We start from the raw sequence: 17,466 nt of genomic DNA, 5'->3' as shown, positions 1-17,466 counted from the left end.
TTAAAGAGAATCCGTTCGTTTACGGATCTGGAATAAACATCCTAGAAGCGGTTGGAGATCTCGTGTATCACAACAAAGATAGGTTTAACATTGAAGTGGAGGTTAATCATGTGTAAATATTCAAAACCAGTTCCGGGAGATTGTCACATCTCATGTGTAAGAAAGTTTGATGTGGATGAAATTAAAGCGAATCCAGATAAATATATGGAGTTTTCAATTTCCCTTCGGAGATTGCCATCTCACGCAGGAATATGGCCCTACCAATTTAATGAGGGTTTTGTTTGCTCCTCTTGTCCGTTTAAGGACGAAGAGTTTAAGGAAGAAAACGTCCAAGAATTAGACCCATTAGGAATGTTGATGGCGGTGTTGAGATGATGGTTCCCGTAGAAGCAAAAATTGACAGGGATGATCTAATTTATTCCCTAGTTCATAAATTCTCAGATAAAGAGATGATTGAATTCATTCTCGATATGGATGCTGAGATGAGCGATCGGGACTTCACACTAGATTTGCTACTTGAAATAGTAACTAGAATTTATGATGATGGAGGCGAATTTACCTGCCTTGATGAGCATTATCACGAAAAATCTAGGGAAGTGATTAGAATATTGAAAGAAATTACTTTAGCTCCCAAAGAAGATAAGACGATGGCGGAGAGTGATTAAAAATGGAACAATTATTAAACAAGATAAAAGAGGAAGGATTTTTTCCTTCTATTTCTATCATTGAGGATGCTAATGGTTCTCCAATCTGGAGATCCCAAATTAATTATGGCCCGACAATTTATGATTGTAGTTTAGGATATGATAGTATTAGTCCGTTGGTGGCTCTAGAAAAGGCATATAACGGATTATTGGAGTCCCAAAAATGACCAATTACCCCATAGGTTCTCCCATTTTTAGGGTCCCAATAAGATATTGGGAAGTCCAAGAGCCGGAACCTTATGTAATCTCTCAGGAATGTACTCCTGCTGATAGTGAAACATGGGTATTCGTAGATGAACCAAAAACTGGATGGTCTGGATATTTGAGAAGAGGGGATATTTATTTCACTAGAAAACATGCTTTAGAGGCCGCTTATTTAAAATGGAGGCTTCACGATCTCAGAAGAGATGATGATGTCAGTTTGATAATGGCAAAAATAAAAGGAGAAATAAAACATGAGTCTTAAGAATTTGCATATTTATGAGGAAATGATTGGTGTTATACGTGGTCTTGAAATAATTGAGATTAAACATATGTTAAATGAGGGACTAGGGGTTAAAAGAATTGTATCTCTAGGTTTAATAGGATTGGATACGGTAGCCTCTAAGGACCAAGAATTTCTTGATGCGGTTGTCGGATTAGATCTGGAGGGATTTTATGATAAAGACGGGAACAGACTAAAGAAACCTGATGATGCAAGGCTATATTCAATTGGAAGTGATTAAAATGAGTGATGAAAAATGGAGCCTTGTAGATTCTAGAGATTATTATCACCTCTTAAGAGATGGTGCAACCAGAATAACAACGGAAAGAATGAGACAAGATGGGACTCGAATATGGATTTATCGGGATATAATTGAAGTATACGAGCATCTTAGCTGGGGCGTTAAAGATATAAAATATGTTACAATAAAGGAGGACTAAACCTATGGCTCTTGAAATGGTAAAAGACGCAATATTTAGTGCCAAAGAGGAGTATGATAGCAATGTTCAATCTCACAAGAGGACAGCTATAAACATTTTAAAGGAATATTCCGTGGCATGTGTCAATAGAGCGGATTATGGTATTGAGATCTCAGAAGTCCTTAAAGATCCGACTTATAAGAAAAATGCACTTATAGATTATAATGCGGCCCTGAGTATTAATGAATTTCTACATGACACTCTTGGCGCTGCAAATTCGGCAGAGATAGAAATGATTGAAAAGAAGATTAAAGGGGAGAAGGAATAATGCAAATTAAAGATTCTTTTTTATTAGATCCAGTAGGTGAGCTACTTTACTTTGAAGAAGAATTTAGTGTCCCCAATAGGCATCCAAATGACAGGGTTCGTCTAATATCTCAATATAGTAGACTATTTATCGACCTACCCGAAGTCGCGAAGACTCTTCCTAGTCAGTACTTGCTTCACCTCTTAAACGGATTAGAAGCATCTATAAAGGACGATATTCTAAGGAGAAAAAAGGAATATTCTTTAGAAATAAAGAAGAGGAAGAATAAAAGTCTGGGAAATTATGAACAATCGTTATAAATAAACCATTTAAAAAAAACATACTATTTTAATTAAAATTTATAAATTTAAACAGCCCCTAATACGGACCCAAAAACATCCGCAGGAGATTTTCCGACCTCGCAGGATTTAAAAAAAATATTATTTTTCTATGTCTTCCAATTTCAGTCTAATTAGAATCTCTTCTGTTTTCAACTTTGCTGATTTTATGTCTTCTTTAGATGGAACGTTATCTAACCAATTGATGTTTTGTGTCCTATCTATGTAGTATATCTTTGTGTGGGCCTGCACTAGACATTTATTCAGGTTTTTAATTGCTTGTTTTAATCTCTTTTCTTCCCTTTCCTGTAGCGCGATCTGCTCTCTTAATTGTGAAATCTCTTCTTCTAGATATAGGCTGTTATCTCTAGTCCTCTCGGACTTTTGAGAAATCCACTCATGTTTCTTAGCCTGCATACCTTTCTTGGGAGGTGCCTGAGCCCCATATCTATTTTTAATATATTCCTCTATCTCTCTAGATGAGGTATACTCATCTACCAAAAAAGAAGGCTCTCTGTCTATTGATGTAATAGTGATCTTTATTTTATTTACCAATCAAATCTCCCCTTTTAAAAAAAGATTATTCCCCTTTTGGTATCCCGCTTCCGCAGTCTGTATCTTCCGGACATACAGAAATCTTCCATAAGGAACACCATATTTTTAAATTATAGAGCGGTCTATCTTCAGAGTACCCGCAGGATTCACAATAGATCAAATTAAACTCCCCTCTGATAAATGCTATCAACCCAATATTTTATTTTCTGAGAATATCCTATCAATCCGTTCCAATTACAGACGCATTTAAGTACTTGATCTGGAGTCATTTCTTCTATGATTTTAGAACTTTTGTCATCTCCTGGGTCGATTCCGAGATTGTTACATAGGTCGGAAATAATATCATCTGGTAATAAATCTGGGTTCGTGATCATTCCCCATCCTGAAAGATGGGGCTTCTACGGACTTCCGATCTAAGATCGGTTTTACCGACAGATTGTAATCCCAATCTGAGTATATTTATAGCAGCGTTTTTGTCTCGGTCCATTTCTAAGCCGCAGAATGGGCATTTATGGATTCGGTCCTTTAACTGCTTCGGAACCATCGCTCCGCAGAAAGAACACATCTGAGACGTATTTCGAGGATCTACAAAGATCGCTTTCGAACCGGCACTTTCAGCCTTGTAGGAAATTAATCGGAGTAGAAGATTCCAAGAAGCGTCTGAGATAGACTTAGACAGTCCGCGTGTTCCATCTCTGAGCATTGATTTTATATTAAGATCTTCTAAGCAAACTACAGAATATTTTGTTACTAATTTATGACTGAGTTGATGGGCAAAATTAGAACGTTTATTGGTTATTCTCTCATGAATTCTCTGGATAACCCTTGTTGTTTTCTTCCTTTCTACGGAGCCTTTAGGGAGTTTGTCTCTTCGACTCTGTTTCTTAGCCAATAAATGTTCTTCAGATCGGAAGAACCTTGGATTATCAACCTTGCTGCCATCTGAGAATGTTAAAAAGCTTTCTAACCCAAGATCAATTCCGATTACTGGACCGTTATCAGAAGGTATGAATATAGTTTCTTGTTCTACGGAGAACGTAACATACCATTTGTTCCGTATGGTTCTAAGGACGGTCAACCTTTTTATTTGGCCCTCAATTTCTCTATGAATCTTTATCTTGACATCTCCGATTTTGGAGAGGTAAAGAGTTTTGTTATCCTTTACAGAGAATCCGCTTTGAGGGTACGTAAACGAGTCATAGTTCCCCTTTCCTTTAAATCTAGGATATCCAGGATTTTCATGGTTTTTGACTCGTCTAAAGAAAGCCTTAAAAGCGAGGTCAATCCTTTCTTGGGCGTTTTGTAGAACCTGAGAAAATACGCCTTTCAACTCTGGCCTTTCAGCCTTCCATGTTGGAAGCAAAAGATGGGAATCGTACTTAGAAACGTTCTTTTTCTCTGATTCCCACATGTTCTTTCTGTAGGCCAAGGTTTGATTGTAGGTCCACCTACAAAGATCGAGAGTTTCTTCTAAGAGATGTTGTTGAGCCTTAGTTGGAAACACCCGAAATTTATAGGATTTCTTCATAGAAGTAGTTTGATTTATGCTGTAATAGTATTTAAAGGTTTCGCTTAATTATAGGCGCGAGATTATTTCAATTCATCTCCGACCTGCGATGACAAAATACGTGCCGCACACACCAAGCGCAACCCCCAACACCCATGATAATAGATCAAACATTTCTTCATACCTCCTCCAATACCTTCTTAGCCTTTAACACTAAACAAAACTCATAATGGTTCGGATAAACCTCTCCGCATATTTTACATTCCATCGGCCAGTCCGCCGAGAACCAACTTCTATTAACAATTTCTTCGGTAATAGATTTTAGCGTCGCATATTTCTCTGGCGGGACCATTACCATTTTGTAACTTCGGATTGGTGGGATTGGAGCCCAATCGTCTTCCCCTATAATAACATCTTCTTCCATCTAATATCCCTCCATTTTTGCTGCATCTCTCAAGCGCCTTAGAACTGCCATTGTTGGCTCAGGATCGCCTACGCTTTCGCCCACAACGTCCATCGCAAAGTCTAACTCGTCGGAATCCCCAGGTTCGAATATCATACCTCTAACCACTACTTAATCCTACTTAAGGATAACGCCTTTGTATTGCATAAAGGAATAACCTATTATATTTTTCGAGTAATTCTATCATCACGCTTTTGTGGAATCCCATAGTCGCCATTGCCGCCAGGAAACACGCCTCACTCATATCTGTAACATTTTCCCTTAAAAATTCTTCTGTAATTGGTGCCAAGGAGGCAACAATTTTTGTCTCTTCTTTAGTGATCATCTCTCCTCCGCGATTTCCTTCAAAACCTTTTTATTAAAAGCGTCGATTACTTCAGTAAAATCTAATCTTCTCGCAAACATTTCTTTCGCGTTTTTAATAATAATATGTGTATAGTAAGTATCTATGGGTCTTCCAGTTAATTTTGAGGATTGCTCTATGTGATTCTAAAGAAATTGAGTTACTGGACCATCCCATTGATTTATAAAAACAATTTTTGGTTCCTTATGTTTTATGGTAAGTTTTCCGTTTGCAACATTAACTCCTCCTTTAATCTTAAAAAACCAAAATTGAATTTGATGGCAGTTGTTACAAATAAAGACTCCGTAATCCGTTCCATCCTTAGTTGTTTTATTATGCGTATCTTGCTCGAAGTACGTATCCTCCGAGCCGCACCAAATACATTTATTTACCATCCCGCTTCCTCGTTACTATCTTTCTCGATAGATGTTTGTTTCTCCAAGATCTCTTCCTCTGCTCCCTCGTTAAGCATTTCAAGGTCCTTACAATACAACCTGTACCACTTCTTTCCTCTATGGACTCCTTGGGGCTCAATAACAATTGAGTAGATTCTCTTTAGATCAGGTTCTATTCTCTTTAATCTATTTAATAGAGAGCTTGATGTTGCAGGTAACTTTTTGTCCATGCCACCGCTATTGTTTTCTATCATCCATTGGTTGAAATATTTACCGAATAATACATCCGAAGAAATACCCCATCCTGAATTGTTGTTGAAGTCTACGCCTCCATATTTTCTTACGAAATCAACAAAGAATTCAGTAACGGGTTCTGCTTCCAATGAGGTCTGGCACATTCCAGCCTGGCTCAGTCTGTAAGCGACATCAAAGCTAGGTTTTAATCCTAGTACGTCTGAAATATAGCGCCCTACGGAAGCAAACGTAGTCAGTCTAAATTCGGATACCTCGCCCTTTCTGGGAATTCCTTTCTGTAGGTATCCGCGTATGAGTTCAAGGATCGCACCAAATATTTCGCTCCTATAGGTTTCAAATTCCTCATTTAGCCATTCTTCGGATAAATAATTTGATTCAGGTCTGGAAATTTCTATGCTTACGGTCCTTTCCGCGAGATCTCCTGCTCCGGTATCAAATATTTGAGAATTGATGGCTGTAATAATTAATTTTGAACGGATATCAATTAATATTTGATCATTGGTGGTATACAATTCCCTAGTAGAAATTACACCACCAGTAACCACGTTACATAGTACGTCACCCGTAGCTCTATCAATTCTGCTGATGTTATCTAAAACAGCAACGGCGTTATGCGAAAGTAATCCTATTAAATAATTTAAATCCTGCGGTTTGTTTACCAATAGCTCAGATGCGTTTCCTTCCACGGGATCTAGAGTTCTTTTAATTATACGTCCCATAAAAGATTTTCCCGAACCTCGAGTACCACACAACAGAAGAATGGGACTCTGAGCCCAGGGAAGTAACGAGTTGACTATCCACGTTAGAAGTAAAACTTTTTGTGCCTCGTCTTTTACGTTTATGATATTAAATAACTTAAAGATACTTTTAATATTTTTCTTTGTTGGAACATTCTGAGTCCCTTGATTGGTTTCTCTAATAAAAGTAACATCTGAGTAAGGATATACCCCAATCCCATCAGGTGTTATTTTTACAAAATTGTTATTTCCGAGATCATACCAGACCACCTTTCCAGCTAGATCCCCTCCCACTCGGCGGAATATTTTTGCTTTTTCTCCGGTAGCCATACATTTTCCATCATAATATTTTATTACATAGGATAAAACGCTTTCAGATGGGAGCTTATCTATAACTTTTTCTGCGGTGGTTGCAATCCAATATTTTGTGATCTTAGAAGTAATTGGTAATAGATTTATTCCTATTTCAGAATAGTCGTGAAGTTTGAAGTAGCTGTTATTGTTTTGATCCTTTACTAATGATACGTTGTTCCCCACGATTTCTATTACATTATCTGTTATTGTCTTCTTTTGCTTTTTAATCCCTGGAAAATCGGCATAGATCTCATCGTCGGTTTTATTACTGAAAGATTTAATGAGAGAAAACAACCCACCCGTTGCCCGGCAGCTGTGACAAAAATATCCATCTGCATATATACTCATTGATGGTTTTGTATCCTCATGGTGGGGGCACAAAACTTGGATATATCTTCCACCATCATAAGCAATTTGTAAATTATGTTCTCTTGCCCATGCCAGAGCAGTAGGAATTCCTTTTCCCGGTTTAACATCCGGCTTAATGAGAGGTAACACCGATTCAAGGTGTCTATAGATGTCTTCTATTTCTTCTGGCTCTTCAGAGTTAATCCAATGACGTATAAAATCTCTTTTGGTCCCTTCTTTTTCTTCTTTCTCTTCCAGATCTATTTCTTCTTGACTCAAGTCGCGAGACGGAAGAATGGCATACCCATCTATACCTTTAATATCTACGGCGACTCCATTTATACGGGCATGAAATTTAGGAACTACCGTACTCCTAATAAGAAAAGACATCCCGCCAGATGGGGTTCTCATTAAACACTTTTTAAAATCAGAAAGATAGAGATCATAAAGATTGGGGTCGTCTATGTCTACTAAAACAAGATTATCATAACCTGTTAGCACGGCCCAGTCTGCGCGATCAAATTGAGATAACCACTGAAGAATTTGGTCTTCATCAGGTTTATGCCCATTACTACTTTTATAGCCTCCCCAGGTGACAAAGGGTGCTTTTTCATCCGACTCCCCTGTTTTTTCATTTATATGTCCTTTGGGCCGAATGGGGATAATGCCCCAACCTTTGTCTATATATTGTTGAATAAGAGAGACCATTGTAAACCTAACCTACCTATAAAGAGGTGAACCTTGAGTTTTGTCCCAATGGTTTAAATAGGTTTCGCTAGGAATCTTGCCGTACCGAAACCTTAAAATACTATCACTGCGTTTATTCGAGATTATGTCGTCCAAGAAGAAAAGTTTCTCCGAGAGGATACTGGGTATAGTTCCTGACCCGCAGGTAGATCCGATTAAATTAGATGTGGAGTATCCTATAGATGTTTCACACAGAACAGAGGAAGTATCTCCTGCCACTCTTCTCGTTCAAGATATTATAAATAGTGTGATAGAGACTGGAAGACCTCCGTACTCAGATACGCTATTTGTGGACTCTGGATTCAGTTTTCAGGAACCTAAGAAGAAGGAAAGAACATTTGGTTCCTCTGGGTTAATGTTCCCCAAAAATTGCTACATAGGGATATTCCCCGCCGAGTATCAACTCTGCTCTCGCGAAGCTCTACTTATGTTCTTGGAGGGACTGGAAACGGTCGATCCCTATGAAATTAGAGATAAGGTAAAGGAAAAGTTTGCGGGGTGTCCCATAGGAGTAGCGGGAGGATATAAAGAAGGCGAACCCGGAGCGGCATACAATGTGTTTTGGCTGGACGAAAAGACAAGGGTGTATTACGATCCCTACAATAAAAAGATTGTAGATATTTTACCGCTGATCATAGTAATTTGAGGTCCTCATGAAAGAACAAGTTATCGAAAGTGAAGACGGGAAGGAATATAAAGTCTTGTGGACGAGACAACCTCCCGGTAAACAAGAACCAGTATTGGTAGAAATTCTCCCCAAACCTTAAATACATCTTAAACCATAATCTAGTTTTAGTCTCTGAGGAGATGCGAAACAAATGAAATATATATGCACGAAATGTAAGATGGAATCGGAAATACCCGATTGCGTCACTTGTGGCACTTGGAAGTGTCCTTGCGGAACCGTAAACGAGATTGGGAACACCGACAATATCCCCACCACCGAGTCTGGAGACGATTGGAATTCGTGTTTGGAATATTCTGGACCAGGAGCGAAAGACCCCACCGGAGGCAAGATGCCCCAAGGTTGGCATGTGGTAGATTTGGTTGCCGCCGTTAAAGTAAAGCGCGGGAAGAAGATTATTACCATAGAGTCCGATGAGGAAGGTAATCTTCCGGTCAAGAAGGGTGATATGGTTATTAAAGCCATTCTGGATGAAGATCTCATAGGAGAACTCTATGAGGGCGATTCTGACGCAATTCTTCTTTCTGATGCAAAAGGTCGGATGGAATGGACCCGACTATCTTGGTACAAGGATTTTGGTCGCGACGGGTTGAGAGTGTGGGCTACTGGAGAGATAAGGAGAAAGATAGCTGGTCCTGGGGTGGTTACGGGATGAAGTTCCTTCTAATCCTTTTTGCCCTGATAGGAATGGCCGGAGCAGTAAGTGGACCCGCGGGAGTAGTATTGCAGACGGGACCAGCGGATACCCCAACAATTTCCATTTCTGGAATAAATGGAAGCGTCTTTAACTCATCTGCATTTGATGTTGGACCTCTTGGGCCGTCTCATTATGTGTGGGACCCGAAGGTTGTCAGGCAGAATAATACTCCTTCAGATCCAGAGCTTCAAAATTGGTCCAATGAATGGACTCCGCTGCCGGATAGTTTTACGAGAAACTAAGTTTTTTGTTGGAAGGAGGTGATAAAAAAATGGAATGGAAAAAAAATAAATCTGATGATGTATCTGAGTATTGCACTGTAGGAAATGTTGTATACATACGGTCAATTACTGAAAATTAGGAGATGGCTTGAATTGGGAGAGACGTGTGACTGTGGACGGCACCATGATTTAATTCACTTTTTTAAAATCTCTCTTTTTAGTTCTTGATTATTTGATTCTCCATGCGAGCCTTTCTCCAGTGTAACTGGCATTTAAAGCCTCACGATGAGTTGATTTGCTCTATTTGTTTTTCGAAGAAAGTTAAATCTTGGACTACCAGAGAAGAGTGTTACAACAGAAACAACCGCAACCTATAAATAGAATAAATTCAAACTTAGAATTAACAAAAAGGTGTATAAATGATGATGAAGAAGATTTTGACTACGATGTTTATAATAGCCTCTATTATGGCTATGAGTATAGTTTCCGCCGAGGATTTCATTAAGACTAACGGTGGAATGCCAGTAGTGAAAGAACTTGGTAATCTTTCGTTGGAAGAAATTGATGCGATTTTTAGTGGTGGAGATGGATATTGGTTTATGAGCGGCGGCCTAATGTCTCAGTGGACTCCCTCTCAGAGAGCCTTTATGGAGAATGACGAAAGAGATGGAAAGCCTATGGGAAATGTGAGTCCAAAGAGAGCCTATGTAGGGAGTTCGGTTCCTACATAAATATTTCTTCGTCAACCACATATAAACTTTTTTTTCTTTTTAATTTTGGATAACTGATTATATCTTTCATTTTTAGTGATTTTTCGCCTGATTTCCAGAGGTTATAGACCTCACATAATGGGATAAAATAACAATCCCGCGATTTTCCTACGCCATTTCTTAATTCTAAAGCAAGAATTCCTTTTCTTCCCGTTAATTCGCAAAAAGCGTTTTCCCTTACAAGCTGAAACCCTTCTTTACTTTCATCAAAGCGCGATTTAAAGTTAAATGTTTTAACTCCTGTTGACGTATCCATTGATTTGGCTTCAATCATAGAGTAAAACCTTTTGTCTAAGCTGTCACAAAGAATGTCCGCAACTTGACCGAGGCCAAATTTAGCCTGGTACTGGCGGAAGGCAAAGGCTTTAATTTTTTGTTCTATAAAAAAAGAATTTAAAGACTTGACTAAATTTGCTTCCATTTGCGTCATAACAAGAAATGAATATGTACTAATAATATTTAAATGTTCCCACCGCCAACTATTTATTCTCTGCTGGTTCAGAGATATAACATGAAATGCGATGTCTTTACTACGGAGAAAATGAGAACCGCCTGCGCTCACATGATCCAAGATATCCAGAGATTGGATTACATTTCGGCTCATAATATGGAATCTGACAAGGTGTACAAAGATGTTTTAAAATCTATGGAAGAGTCCCTTTCCGCTATAGAGTTATCCGTGGGAGAAATGAGATCGGACCTGACCATAGAAGATAAAGATGCGATGTATAGAGACCTATTGGCAGAGAAGGATTATCAAAACGAGATGAGATTATTTCTGGCGGAGAGGATTTCTCATATTCAAACTGAATTGAAAGGTATATTTAATGAGACAAGCATGATTCCTAAAAGATTTCTGGAGGAGTAATTATGGGATATTGTTCCTCGTGTGGCCATTTCTTTTCTTCATCCAGAGATGAGTGTCCTAAATGTAGGGTTCCTTTAAGGGAAAAGAAGTTAATTTATCAAAAAGAGAAATATCCAACCCAGCAAATTAATGCGGGAAGAATATTCTTTAGAAGTGGCGCGGTGGTGTTTAGAGTATGAAGTCATTTACCTTAAAATGTAAGATAGAATATGATTTTGGTCTTGAAATGGACGTAGTTAATAATGAAATTTTGGAATTAAGCGTCGTGGTAAAAGGAACTCTTTGTGGATTTCCAATAAGATATAAATCTTTGATTTATGAAAAACCCTGGGAAAGTTATTTGAGTCCCGAGGAATTAAAAGAATTTATGGAGATGAAACTATGAGAAGAAGATATGCCATTATTCGGCAAAGTACTGATTCTAGGAGTCCCAATTCTAGAATAGAATTTACTATATCTAAGAAGGCTATCCTGGCTGCATTGGAAGAAAAAGCAAAATTATCTTATGCAGATCCCGCAGGAGCAAGAAATTGGCATCATGATATTGCATCCGTCTATGAATTGCCGATAGGCTGGCGGAAACCGTCTCAAAAGTATCTATCGGAGAAATCAATTTGTAGTGGTACTACTTATTACAGAAGCGAGACAGATATCTTAGCTGAGAAAATTATGTGTGACGGAGACCGAATAAGGGAGGATACGCATGGTAGATGTTAAATATCCAAAAGAGAACTGGACCGTGATAATTAAACTAAACAATGTCAGGTGTCCATTTATATACTATCCCGCGGAATACATAGGTTGTCTAATTCGGGAAGAAAATCGTCTAGAGAACAACGAATGTCAAAAAGAAAATTGTCCATTTAAGGTGGGTGAATGAGTACTCTTCAGACTTTTTATACCTTTGTTCTTGATTCTAGTCTTCAAGACGTATTTCGCTCCCTGGAAATCTCGCAAGAATCAATCAGTAGATTTAATTCTTTGTGGGCCGCGCATATAAAAACTGCCCCACCAGATAAAAATTATGTCCAAAATTTTATACAATTGAACGACTTCGACGACAAAGAAAAAGTAATGATAGGAATATTTTTGTTGCATACCAACATCGCGAGTAAAATAGCGATTTTTAAGGAGTGAGAATTATTGATTTTTGAGACCTTGTTCTCTGTCGCAAAACACCTAGAGGAAGTTCGCGAGGGTTTAATTTATAGTAATGTAGTTGAACCATGTTCTATTTGTGGATTTCCGACACACTTTGTCGAGATTAACTATCAAGGATATTTTTGTTCCAGTGAATGTGTAGATAAAATGGATCAGGAGAGTGATAAGTGTGAGTAGTAAAGAGAAGAAATTATTAGAGATCGCGATAGATGAACGATGTAAAGTTATCATATTAATTGAAAAAATTAAAGACTCCGGTTTTCCGAGTAAAACGTTTCAGGAATATAAGGAGCAAGCTACCGAAGAAATTGAAAAACTTCTTTTAGAAGAGGGTTTTTAAAATGACTTGTATTGTAGGTCTCATAGAAAACGGCGTAGTTTATATCGGCGGAGACTCCGCAGCGACAGATGATTCATCGATTCAAACTATTAAAGGCTCCAAGGTTTTTAAACTAGGAGAATTTATTTTTGGGGTCAGTGGAAACCCGCGGATGAGTGATGTATTGAGGTATAATTTCAATATTCCATTACCGACTTATGATGGCCAAGACGCGCTTGAATATATGCATCAATGTTTTATACCCGATCTAAAAGAATGCCTCGAGGAAAATGGAGTACTCATAAAACAGGATGAAATTACATCTAGTGATGCGTGGGTTTTAATTGGCTATCAAGGAAGGTTGTTTGTCTTGGAATCCTATTTTCATGTTTCGGAGAGCGCCCTAAACTATAATGCCGTGGGGTGTGGGATGGCTGTGGCCCTTGGATGTTTATATGGACTAGAGGATTCACCTGACCTAGAAATAAGTCCACAAGGCAAATTAATAAAAGCCCTACGTGCCTCCGCTCAATTTAATTGTCACGTAAGGAAGCCTTTTACCATAATTTCGACCAGCGATGAGATTAAATAGTATTAGTGCTGATAAGGTAGTATGGACGAATACGTTATTGAGGGAACGTCAAACCAGCTAAATCTCCTGTTGGAGGCGTATGACTTTGTTTACCGTATTGGAAACGGGAAAATTGAATTAATTGCAGAGATAATTCAACCTTTTAACGACTTAGATGGGTCTAAACTGGAGGGACTTAAATCTGATATTTCAAGGTTGAAGTTAAAATATTTTTCTACGCTGCCAATAGAAGGCAACAGAGAGGTGTTTACTATCGTAAATAACACCATAACCTGCAATGAGTCCCAACTAAGAACCCTATCTTGGTCCTGCGATCTTATTTCTCGAATCCAGATCTGCCAGTTTGATAGGATAGCCGACATAATAGAGCCATCTGGCCTCGATCCAGACTTTAAGAAACTTTGGGAATTTAGAGGCAATCTAAATAGACTAAAATCTTGGTGGGGAATGTCTTCAAATGCCAGTTATGGAATATTTTCTTTGGAAGTTCCGGATACAGCAAGAACATTGTGGGACATGCATCAAGTAATAAGAAATAGATTAGCGTATGATTCCAACCCTGGAATAACTCCGGAGAATAGATGGGCCAAAGGAAGGTTTACTGTAGACTTCGACGAGCCGTTTCATGCGGACAAAGGAACTCCGCTAATAAAGGTAGGTTTGATATGAGCGAGGATATTTTGCAGGAGGTCGAAGCGATGTGCATCGGCGTCTTTTCGATCAAGGAAAGACCTGATTTAGTGTCCGAGATCAAGCGGCTCCGAGAAAGAGAATCGCAACTAAAGAGCCTTGCTGCTAGCCATGCTGATACGGCAAATGCCGCATTCAACGATATACGACAAATGAAAGAGCAACTTGCCGCCAGGGATGTGCTCATAAGGACACTAGAATGCGATAAACTAGGACTGGAAGCAAGCTCGCGCGCCATCACCGACGTGATCGGATGCGATTGGAGCCAAACGCAGGCTATAGAGGCCGTCAGGAAAATGAAGGCCCGCATAGCCGAGCTGGAACAGGTCGCCATAGAGGAGCGAGCGAGAGGTAACTGGTATTTCGATAAAATTGAAAAATGTAAATTGGCATACACTCCGTGGAGCGTAAAAGCACAACCGGGGAACGGCACGCAGATTAATGACCGTTTTGTCCGAGATTTCAGAGCACGTGCCGCTAAAGAGCTTCAGCTAGAGGCGGCCAAAGAAGCCGGATATGTAGAGAGGTTGGAAGCTGCCTATTTGGTAGCCGAAAAGCGTCTAATTGCGTTCCATTATAGATGCAAACGAGGAGAGAACATGCAAGAAGTGATTGACCGAACGGCGCAAGCCGCCTTGGACAGGATTCGAGAGGGCAAGTAACATGAACAAAGATCTATTATGTGAGATAAATAAATGTTTATATGATATATATGCACTCGACCGGACGGCTCCAAGAAAATTGATGAAGATGATCAATTTGTATATTTGGAAGGCCCCGACGGATGTATTTCAGCATTTTTTAAAATAAAAGGATGTGATGATCTATGAAGGAATTGCTCGTCCGCTTGCAAAAATGCGATCCCGCCACATGGAATAAGATCAATGATAAGATCGGTATCCGTACCATATGTTGGGAAGATGTATGCAGTCTGGAAGGGTCGCCGCAAGATATCCACATGGGCGAATGCGTCTTGGACAGCTTACAGGGAGAATTGCAGAGAGCGATAAGCAGCCAAATCGATCCCAACACAGAAAAGACGACCGACACTTGGAGCTATTCAGTCGAGGCCTTCCGAGATGAGATCAGAGCGAATGTATATCGGCCATATGATATGTTTCGGGCGCATGGAGATACGCCCGCCCAGGCCCTTCTCATAGCCTACATTAATGCAAAAGAGGCCACATGACGCGATACATCGGCTCAGTCGGATTCGGATTAATATTGTTTTCTGCACTTATTGCAATTATGGAGATGATATACGCCGCTTATTTGGGAATTGTTGATTTTTATACCCCAAACTTTGTATATCCCATGCGAGATTTTACAAATATAGATCTTATGGGGCCAGTGATGATACTCATGGTGAGTATCGGCTTTTTGATGATCGGGATATCTAAGATCATACGTAAAGTATAAATAGTAGTACACCCACCTATATGATAGAGGAGAATTGTCATGTGCAACTATACCCCGAAAGAAGCCACAAAGGAAGAGAATACCGTGAAAATCGCGCTAGGAAATGGGAAGGTATTTAATGCAGGAATAGTTGATGTGATTGATAATGGAGAAAAGATTCATATCGTCAGACTCCATAAAGGGAGAATAGTTCGAAGGGAAGTACTCAAGATTGGATATGGGTTTGGAGATGCAAAAATTATTTCCAGATCAGGGTGTCGTTATATATTGAAAGGAACTAATGGCGACAATGTGCTGCCCGGAAGATCAAAACATTATAATTCACAGAGTAAAACCATTATGGAAACTAACGGAATTCTTGATAAGGTGGTTCCAAGTAGGGAATTTTTGGAATTTAAAAGAGAACAAGATCGATTTTTCAAGACGAGGGAAGTAGAGGGACAGAGACTGAATAGAGAGATTATGGTGGTGGATAGGAAATGAAGAAAGTGGTAACTATAACAGAAGAAAGAAATGTTTGTGATTATTGTGAAGATGAGAATAAGGAAACTTATGGAGAATGTCCTATATGTGGTGCTCACGCTTGTTATGAATGTAAGAAAGATCATTTTACGGAAAGGACTGCTGAATTACATATTTCCAGTAGTGGTAACCAATTCTGCAATAAATGCATTGCGAATCCACCAAAAGAATTTAAGAAGTTGATGTCGTTATACGATGAGATGGACGCTCTAAAAAACAGAGAAACTAACTTTTATGAGTCTGAGCGGAAAATCCAGAAAATTCTGGAAGATAAGATTAGAGAGGAGAAGAAATGTCTAACATAAAAGTATTCTACCACGGCAAAGACCTCGATGGTTGGGCCAGTGGTTCGATTGTAAAACATAAATTTCCAGAAGCGAAGATGTTTCCGATTAATTATGGAGATAAATTTCCGTGGGATGAGATAAAAACCGATGATGTAGTTTATATGGTGGATTTTAGTTTGTCCGTTGATGACATGGAAAAACTCGCAAGGTATTTGGGGTTAAAAGAGAATAAAGCGAGTCAAAACTTCTTCTGGATAGACCATCATAAGGGCATAATTGACGAAATGGAGAAGAAAGAGACTGCTCACAACGGAGTATGGATTAAAGGGTATCGGCAATCGGGAGTCGCAGCCTGTGAGTTGACGTGGTGGTATTTGTTTGGATCAAAAACCCCAATGTTTATTAGATTATTGAGTTGCTATGATGTATGGCGGCACGATGACAAAGAATTTGATTGGGCCTTTATCGAGGCGTTCCAGTACGGATTTAAAGCTCAATCAAGAGATCCTAAAGATGATATAATATTTTGGGCGAATTGGTTTAATACTAACAAATTTAATGAAAACGACCAGTTCTCCGTTGTCAAATCCATATCTAGTGACGGTAAAATAGTCCGGTCTTACGTCGAAGACCGCTTCAAATCCACCCTCACAGATAGATCCTATAAAATCGACTGGGAAGGCTATACCTGTCTCGTAGTTAATAGCGATCCGTATATTGCTAACTATATGACCCGAAGCAAAGAATTTGATGGTTGCGACATCGCTATTAATTACGCAAATATAAAAGGAGAATCTTGGGAGGTAAGCTTGAGGACCGTCAGAGATGACATAGACCTATCGGTTCTAGCGAAGAAATACAAGGGAAATGGACATCAGAAGGCCGCGGGATTTAATTGGAAATCTCCGAGATTACCGTGGGAGTGAGAGACGAAATGATGAGTGACTTTAAAAAATTTAATGATACCCTTTATATCTCGAAGGGTATAAATTTTATTGCTTCTCTAGAGTTAAAACCTGGACCCGAAGATATCTATTACGATCTCAAAGGTTGGGTTCTTATAGTCAGAGAAAGAGATTGTGTTCATGAAAAGGTTTTGGGCCATTTTCTTGTTTTAGAAGACCAGACCACACATGTACGGCTTGAAATTAATCACGAACCAAGGTCGCCTGAGATTAAAGCGGTCATAAACAAAAGCTTTGAAAGTCGTCTTTGGGACTCTATTGAATCGATAATTTTAAGATCTCGGGAGTTGCTAGAAGCGCTGGAGTATGAGTAA

General features: G+C 39.1%; 29 protein-coding genes. 23 read left to right on the top strand and 6 right to left on the bottom strand.

Going from position 1 to position 17,466, the window contains the following annotated elements:
• The first annotated feature begins 108 nt into the window (after positions 1–108).
• The 8 genes from M0R80_04015 to M0R80_03980 are packed head-to-tail and all read left to right on the top strand — an operon-like array spanning position 109 to position 2,234.
• On the top strand, positions 109–375 hold the full coding sequence (locus M0R80_04015; GenBank protein MCK9458781.1) for a hypothetical protein: 267 nt from the start codon (positions 109–111) through the stop codon (positions 373–375).
• The gene (locus M0R80_04010) at positions 372–665 is read left to right on the top strand and encodes a hypothetical protein (GenBank protein MCK9458780.1); all 294 of its coding nucleotides are present in this window, start codon (positions 372–374) and stop codon (positions 663–665) included. Before M0R80_04015 ends, M0R80_04010 begins: the two co-directional genes overlap by 4 nt.
• A 2-nt stretch (positions 666–667) precedes the next feature.
• On the top strand, positions 668–871 hold the full coding sequence (locus M0R80_04005) for a hypothetical protein (protein ID MCK9458779.1): 204 nt from the start codon (positions 668–670) through the stop codon (positions 869–871).
• Positions 868–1,170 carry a hypothetical protein gene (locus M0R80_04000; protein ID MCK9458778.1) on the top strand — a complete coding sequence of 101 codons (303 nt, stop codon included), beginning with the start codon at positions 868–870 and terminating at the stop codon, positions 1,168–1,170. The genes M0R80_04005 and M0R80_04000 overlap by 4 nt, the downstream gene beginning before the upstream one ends.
• A complete protein-coding gene (locus M0R80_03995) occupies positions 1,160–1,429 on the top strand; it encodes a hypothetical protein (protein MCK9458777.1) in 270 nt (89 codons plus the stop codon). The genes M0R80_04000 and M0R80_03995 overlap by 11 nt, the downstream gene beginning before the upstream one ends.
• Entirely contained in the window at positions 1,422–1,628 is a 207-nt protein-coding gene (locus tag M0R80_03990) for a hypothetical protein (protein MCK9458776.1), read from the top strand. Before M0R80_03995 ends, M0R80_03990 begins: the two co-directional genes overlap by 8 nt.
• Positions 1,629–1,632: 4 nt before the next feature.
• A complete protein-coding gene (locus M0R80_03985; GenBank protein MCK9458775.1) occupies positions 1,633–1,935 on the top strand; it encodes a hypothetical protein in 303 nt (100 codons plus the stop codon).
• A complete protein-coding gene (locus M0R80_03980; GenBank protein MCK9458774.1) occupies positions 1,935–2,234 on the top strand; it encodes a hypothetical protein in 300 nt (99 codons plus the stop codon). The genes M0R80_03985 and M0R80_03980 overlap by 1 nt, the downstream gene beginning before the upstream one ends.
• Positions 2,235–2,354: 120 nt before the next feature.
• Here M0R80_03980 and M0R80_03975 read toward each other — a convergent pair whose 3' ends face one another.
• From M0R80_03975 to M0R80_03955, 5 genes are all read right to left on the bottom strand, one after another.
• Positions 2,355–2,807 carry a hypothetical protein gene (locus M0R80_03975; GenBank protein ID MCK9458773.1) on the bottom strand — a complete coding sequence of 151 codons (453 nt, stop codon included), beginning with the start codon at positions 2,805–2,807 and terminating at the stop codon, positions 2,355–2,357.
• A gap of 370 nt (positions 2,808–3,177) precedes the next feature.
• Complete coding sequence (locus tag M0R80_03970) at positions 3,178–4,335, bottom strand: transposase (GenBank protein MCK9458772.1); 1,158 nt, start codon at positions 4,333–4,335, stop codon at positions 3,178–3,180.
• A gap of 157 nt (positions 4,336–4,492) precedes the next feature.
• Positions 4,493–4,738, bottom strand: a complete 246-nt coding sequence (locus tag M0R80_03965) for a hypothetical protein (GenBank protein ID MCK9458771.1) — start codon at positions 4,736–4,738, stop codon at positions 4,493–4,495.
• 160 nt (positions 4,739–4,898) lie between these two features.
• Entirely contained in the window at positions 4,899–5,102 is a 204-nt protein-coding gene (locus M0R80_03960) for a hypothetical protein (protein MCK9458770.1), read from the bottom strand.
• Between the two features lie 406 nt (positions 5,103–5,508).
• On the bottom strand, positions 5,509–7,917 hold the full coding sequence (locus M0R80_03955; protein ID MCK9458769.1) for a bifunctional DNA primase/polymerase: 2,409 nt from the start codon (positions 7,915–7,917) through the stop codon (positions 5,509–5,511).
• Positions 7,918–8,041: 124 nt separating this feature from the next.
• Here M0R80_03955 and M0R80_03950 point away from each other — a divergent pair, with 124 nt between their 5' ends.
• From M0R80_03950 to M0R80_03935, 4 genes are all read left to right on the top strand, one after another.
• Complete coding sequence (locus M0R80_03950; protein MCK9458768.1) at positions 8,042–8,602, top strand: hypothetical protein; 561 nt, start codon at positions 8,042–8,044, stop codon at positions 8,600–8,602.
• Between the two features lie 172 nt (positions 8,603–8,774).
• Positions 8,775–9,296: a hypothetical protein gene (locus M0R80_03945; GenBank protein MCK9458767.1), complete on the top strand. Its 522-nt coding sequence runs from the start codon at positions 8,775–8,777 to the stop codon at positions 9,294–9,296.
• Positions 9,293–9,580 (top strand): hypothetical protein, encoded by a 288-nt coding sequence (locus tag M0R80_03940; GenBank protein MCK9458766.1) that lies wholly within the window; start codon positions 9,293–9,295, stop codon positions 9,578–9,580. Before M0R80_03945 ends, M0R80_03940 begins: the two co-directional genes overlap by 4 nt.
• Positions 9,581–9,978: 398 nt before the next feature.
• Positions 9,979–10,290, top strand: a complete 312-nt coding sequence (locus M0R80_03935; protein ID MCK9458765.1) for a hypothetical protein — start codon at positions 9,979–9,981, stop codon at positions 10,288–10,290.
• Here the strand turns inward: M0R80_03935 and M0R80_03930 are convergent.
• Positions 10,283–10,891 carry a hypothetical protein gene (locus M0R80_03930; protein MCK9458764.1) on the bottom strand — a complete coding sequence of 203 codons (609 nt, stop codon included), beginning with the start codon at positions 10,889–10,891 and terminating at the stop codon, positions 10,283–10,285. The two genes, M0R80_03935 and M0R80_03930, sit on opposite strands and share 8 nt — an antisense overlap.
• 45 nt (positions 10,892–10,936) lie before the next feature.
• On the opposite strand from M0R80_03930, the gene M0R80_03925 reads away from it, so the two are divergent.
• The 11 genes from M0R80_03925 (at position 10,937) to M0R80_03875 (ending at position 17,466) form a co-directional block, all read left to right on the top strand.
• Positions 10,937–11,197 (top strand): hypothetical protein, encoded by a 261-nt coding sequence (locus M0R80_03925; protein MCK9458763.1) that lies wholly within the window; start codon positions 10,937–10,939, stop codon positions 11,195–11,197.
• A 175-nt stretch (positions 11,198–11,372) separates the two neighbouring features.
• Positions 11,373–11,582 carry a hypothetical protein gene (locus M0R80_03920; GenBank protein ID MCK9458762.1) on the top strand — a complete coding sequence of 70 codons (210 nt, stop codon included), beginning with the start codon at positions 11,373–11,375 and terminating at the stop codon, positions 11,580–11,582.
• A 945-nt stretch (positions 11,583–12,527) separates the two neighbouring features.
• Entirely contained in the window at positions 12,528–12,698 is a 171-nt protein-coding gene (locus tag M0R80_03915; GenBank protein ID MCK9458761.1) for a hypothetical protein, read from the top strand.
• Between the two features lies 1 nt (position 12,699).
• Complete coding sequence (locus M0R80_03910) at positions 12,700–13,269, top strand: hypothetical protein (protein ID MCK9458760.1); 570 nt, start codon at positions 12,700–12,702, stop codon at positions 13,267–13,269.
• A gap of 21 nt (positions 13,270–13,290) precedes the next feature.
• Positions 13,291–13,938, top strand: coding sequence for a hypothetical protein (locus M0R80_03905; protein MCK9458759.1), 648 nt, complete (start codon positions 13,291–13,293; stop codon positions 13,936–13,938).
• Positions 13,935–14,621: a hypothetical protein gene (locus tag M0R80_03900; GenBank protein ID MCK9458758.1), complete on the top strand. Its 687-nt coding sequence runs from the start codon at positions 13,935–13,937 to the stop codon at positions 14,619–14,621. Before M0R80_03905 ends, M0R80_03900 begins: the two co-directional genes overlap by 4 nt.
• A 164-nt stretch (positions 14,622–14,785) precedes the next feature.
• Positions 14,786–15,148, top strand: coding sequence for a hypothetical protein (locus tag M0R80_03895; GenBank protein ID MCK9458757.1), 363 nt, complete (start codon positions 14,786–14,788; stop codon positions 15,146–15,148).
• 269 nt (positions 15,149–15,417) lie between these two features.
• A complete protein-coding gene (locus tag M0R80_03890) occupies positions 15,418–15,861 on the top strand; it encodes a hypothetical protein (GenBank protein ID MCK9458756.1) in 444 nt (147 codons plus the stop codon).
• Positions 15,858–16,205, top strand: coding sequence for a hypothetical protein (locus M0R80_03885; GenBank protein MCK9458755.1), 348 nt, complete (start codon positions 15,858–15,860; stop codon positions 16,203–16,205). The genes M0R80_03890 and M0R80_03885 overlap by 4 nt, the downstream gene beginning before the upstream one ends.
• A complete protein-coding gene (locus M0R80_03880) occupies positions 16,193–17,113 on the top strand; it encodes a hypothetical protein (GenBank protein MCK9458754.1) in 921 nt (306 codons plus the stop codon). Before M0R80_03885 ends, M0R80_03880 begins: the two co-directional genes overlap by 13 nt.
• Positions 17,104–17,466: a hypothetical protein gene (locus tag M0R80_03875; protein ID MCK9458753.1), complete on the top strand. Its 363-nt coding sequence runs from the start codon at positions 17,104–17,106 to the stop codon at positions 17,464–17,466. Before M0R80_03880 ends, M0R80_03875 begins: the two co-directional genes overlap by 10 nt.

The organism is Pseudomonadota bacterium (genome assembly GCA_023229365.1).
Classification (GTDB): Bacteria; Myxococcota_A; Polyangia; order JAAYKL01; family JAAYKL01; genus JALNZK01.
The sequence above is the reverse complement of the archived record's forward strand: the minus strand, read 5'-3'. Positions and strand labels throughout refer to the sequence as shown.

What these genes read in the sequence shown, in the direction of transcription:
- M0R80_04015 (MCK9458781.1), top strand. Translation starts at nt 109, where the DNA reads ATGTGTAAATATTCAAAACCAGTTCCGGGAGATTGTCACATCTCATGT.
- M0R80_04010 (MCK9458780.1), top strand. Translation starts at nt 372, where the DNA reads ATGATGGTTCCCGTAGAAGCAAAAATTGACAGGGATGATCTAATTTAT.
- M0R80_04005 (MCK9458779.1), top strand. Translation starts at nt 668, where the DNA reads ATGGAACAATTATTAAACAAGATAAAAGAGGAAGGATTTTTTCCTTCT.
- M0R80_04000 (MCK9458778.1), top strand. Translation starts at nt 868, where the DNA reads ATGACCAATTACCCCATAGGTTCTCCCATTTTTAGGGTCCCAATAAGA.
- M0R80_03995 (MCK9458777.1), top strand. Translation starts at nt 1,160, where the DNA reads ATGAGTCTTAAGAATTTGCATATTTATGAGGAAATGATTGGTGTTATA.
- M0R80_03985 (MCK9458775.1), top strand. Translation starts at nt 1,633, where the DNA reads ATGGCTCTTGAAATGGTAAAAGACGCAATATTTAGTGCCAAAGAGGAG.
- M0R80_03980 (MCK9458774.1), top strand. Translation starts at nt 1,935, where the DNA reads ATGCAAATTAAAGATTCTTTTTTATTAGATCCAGTAGGTGAGCTACTT.
- M0R80_03970 (MCK9458772.1), bottom strand. Translation starts at nt 4,335, where the DNA reads ATGAAGAAATCCTATAAATTTCGGGTGTTTCCAACTAAGGCTCAACAA.
- M0R80_03965 (MCK9458771.1), bottom strand. Translation starts at nt 4,738, where the DNA reads ATGGAAGAAGATGTTATTATAGGGGAAGACGATTGGGCTCCAATCCCA.
- M0R80_03960 (MCK9458770.1), bottom strand. Translation starts at nt 5,102, where the DNA reads ATGATCACTAAAGAAGAGACAAAAATTGTTGCCTCCTTGGCACCAATT.
- M0R80_03955 (MCK9458769.1), bottom strand. Translation starts at nt 7,917, where the DNA reads ATGGTCTCTCTTATTCAACAATATATAGACAAAGGTTGGGGCATTATC.
- M0R80_03950 (MCK9458768.1), top strand. Translation starts at nt 8,042, where the DNA reads ATGTCGTCCAAGAAGAAAAGTTTCTCCGAGAGGATACTGGGTATAGTT.
- M0R80_03945 (MCK9458767.1), top strand. Translation starts at nt 8,775, where the DNA reads ATGAAATATATATGCACGAAATGTAAGATGGAATCGGAAATACCCGAT.
- M0R80_03940 (MCK9458766.1), top strand. Translation starts at nt 9,293, where the DNA reads ATGAAGTTCCTTCTAATCCTTTTTGCCCTGATAGGAATGGCCGGAGCA.
- M0R80_03935 (MCK9458765.1), top strand. Translation starts at nt 9,979, where the DNA reads ATGATGATGAAGAAGATTTTGACTACGATGTTTATAATAGCCTCTATT.
- M0R80_03925 (MCK9458763.1), top strand. Translation starts at nt 10,937, where the DNA reads ATGGAATCTGACAAGGTGTACAAAGATGTTTTAAAATCTATGGAAGAG.
- M0R80_03920 (MCK9458762.1), top strand. Translation starts at nt 11,373, where the DNA reads ATGAAGTCATTTACCTTAAAATGTAAGATAGAATATGATTTTGGTCTT.
- M0R80_03910 (MCK9458760.1), top strand. Translation starts at nt 12,700, where the DNA reads ATGACTTGTATTGTAGGTCTCATAGAAAACGGCGTAGTTTATATCGGC.
- M0R80_03905 (MCK9458759.1), top strand. Translation starts at nt 13,291, where the DNA reads ATGGACGAATACGTTATTGAGGGAACGTCAAACCAGCTAAATCTCCTG.
- M0R80_03900 (MCK9458758.1), top strand. Translation starts at nt 13,935, where the DNA reads ATGAGCGAGGATATTTTGCAGGAGGTCGAAGCGATGTGCATCGGCGTC.
- M0R80_03895 (MCK9458757.1), top strand. Translation starts at nt 14,786, where the DNA reads ATGAAGGAATTGCTCGTCCGCTTGCAAAAATGCGATCCCGCCACATGG.
- M0R80_03890 (MCK9458756.1), top strand. Translation starts at nt 15,418, where the DNA reads ATGTGCAACTATACCCCGAAAGAAGCCACAAAGGAAGAGAATACCGTG.
- M0R80_03885 (MCK9458755.1), top strand. Translation starts at nt 15,858, where the DNA reads ATGAAGAAAGTGGTAACTATAACAGAAGAAAGAAATGTTTGTGATTAT.
- M0R80_03880 (MCK9458754.1), top strand. Translation starts at nt 16,193, where the DNA reads ATGTCTAACATAAAAGTATTCTACCACGGCAAAGACCTCGATGGTTGG.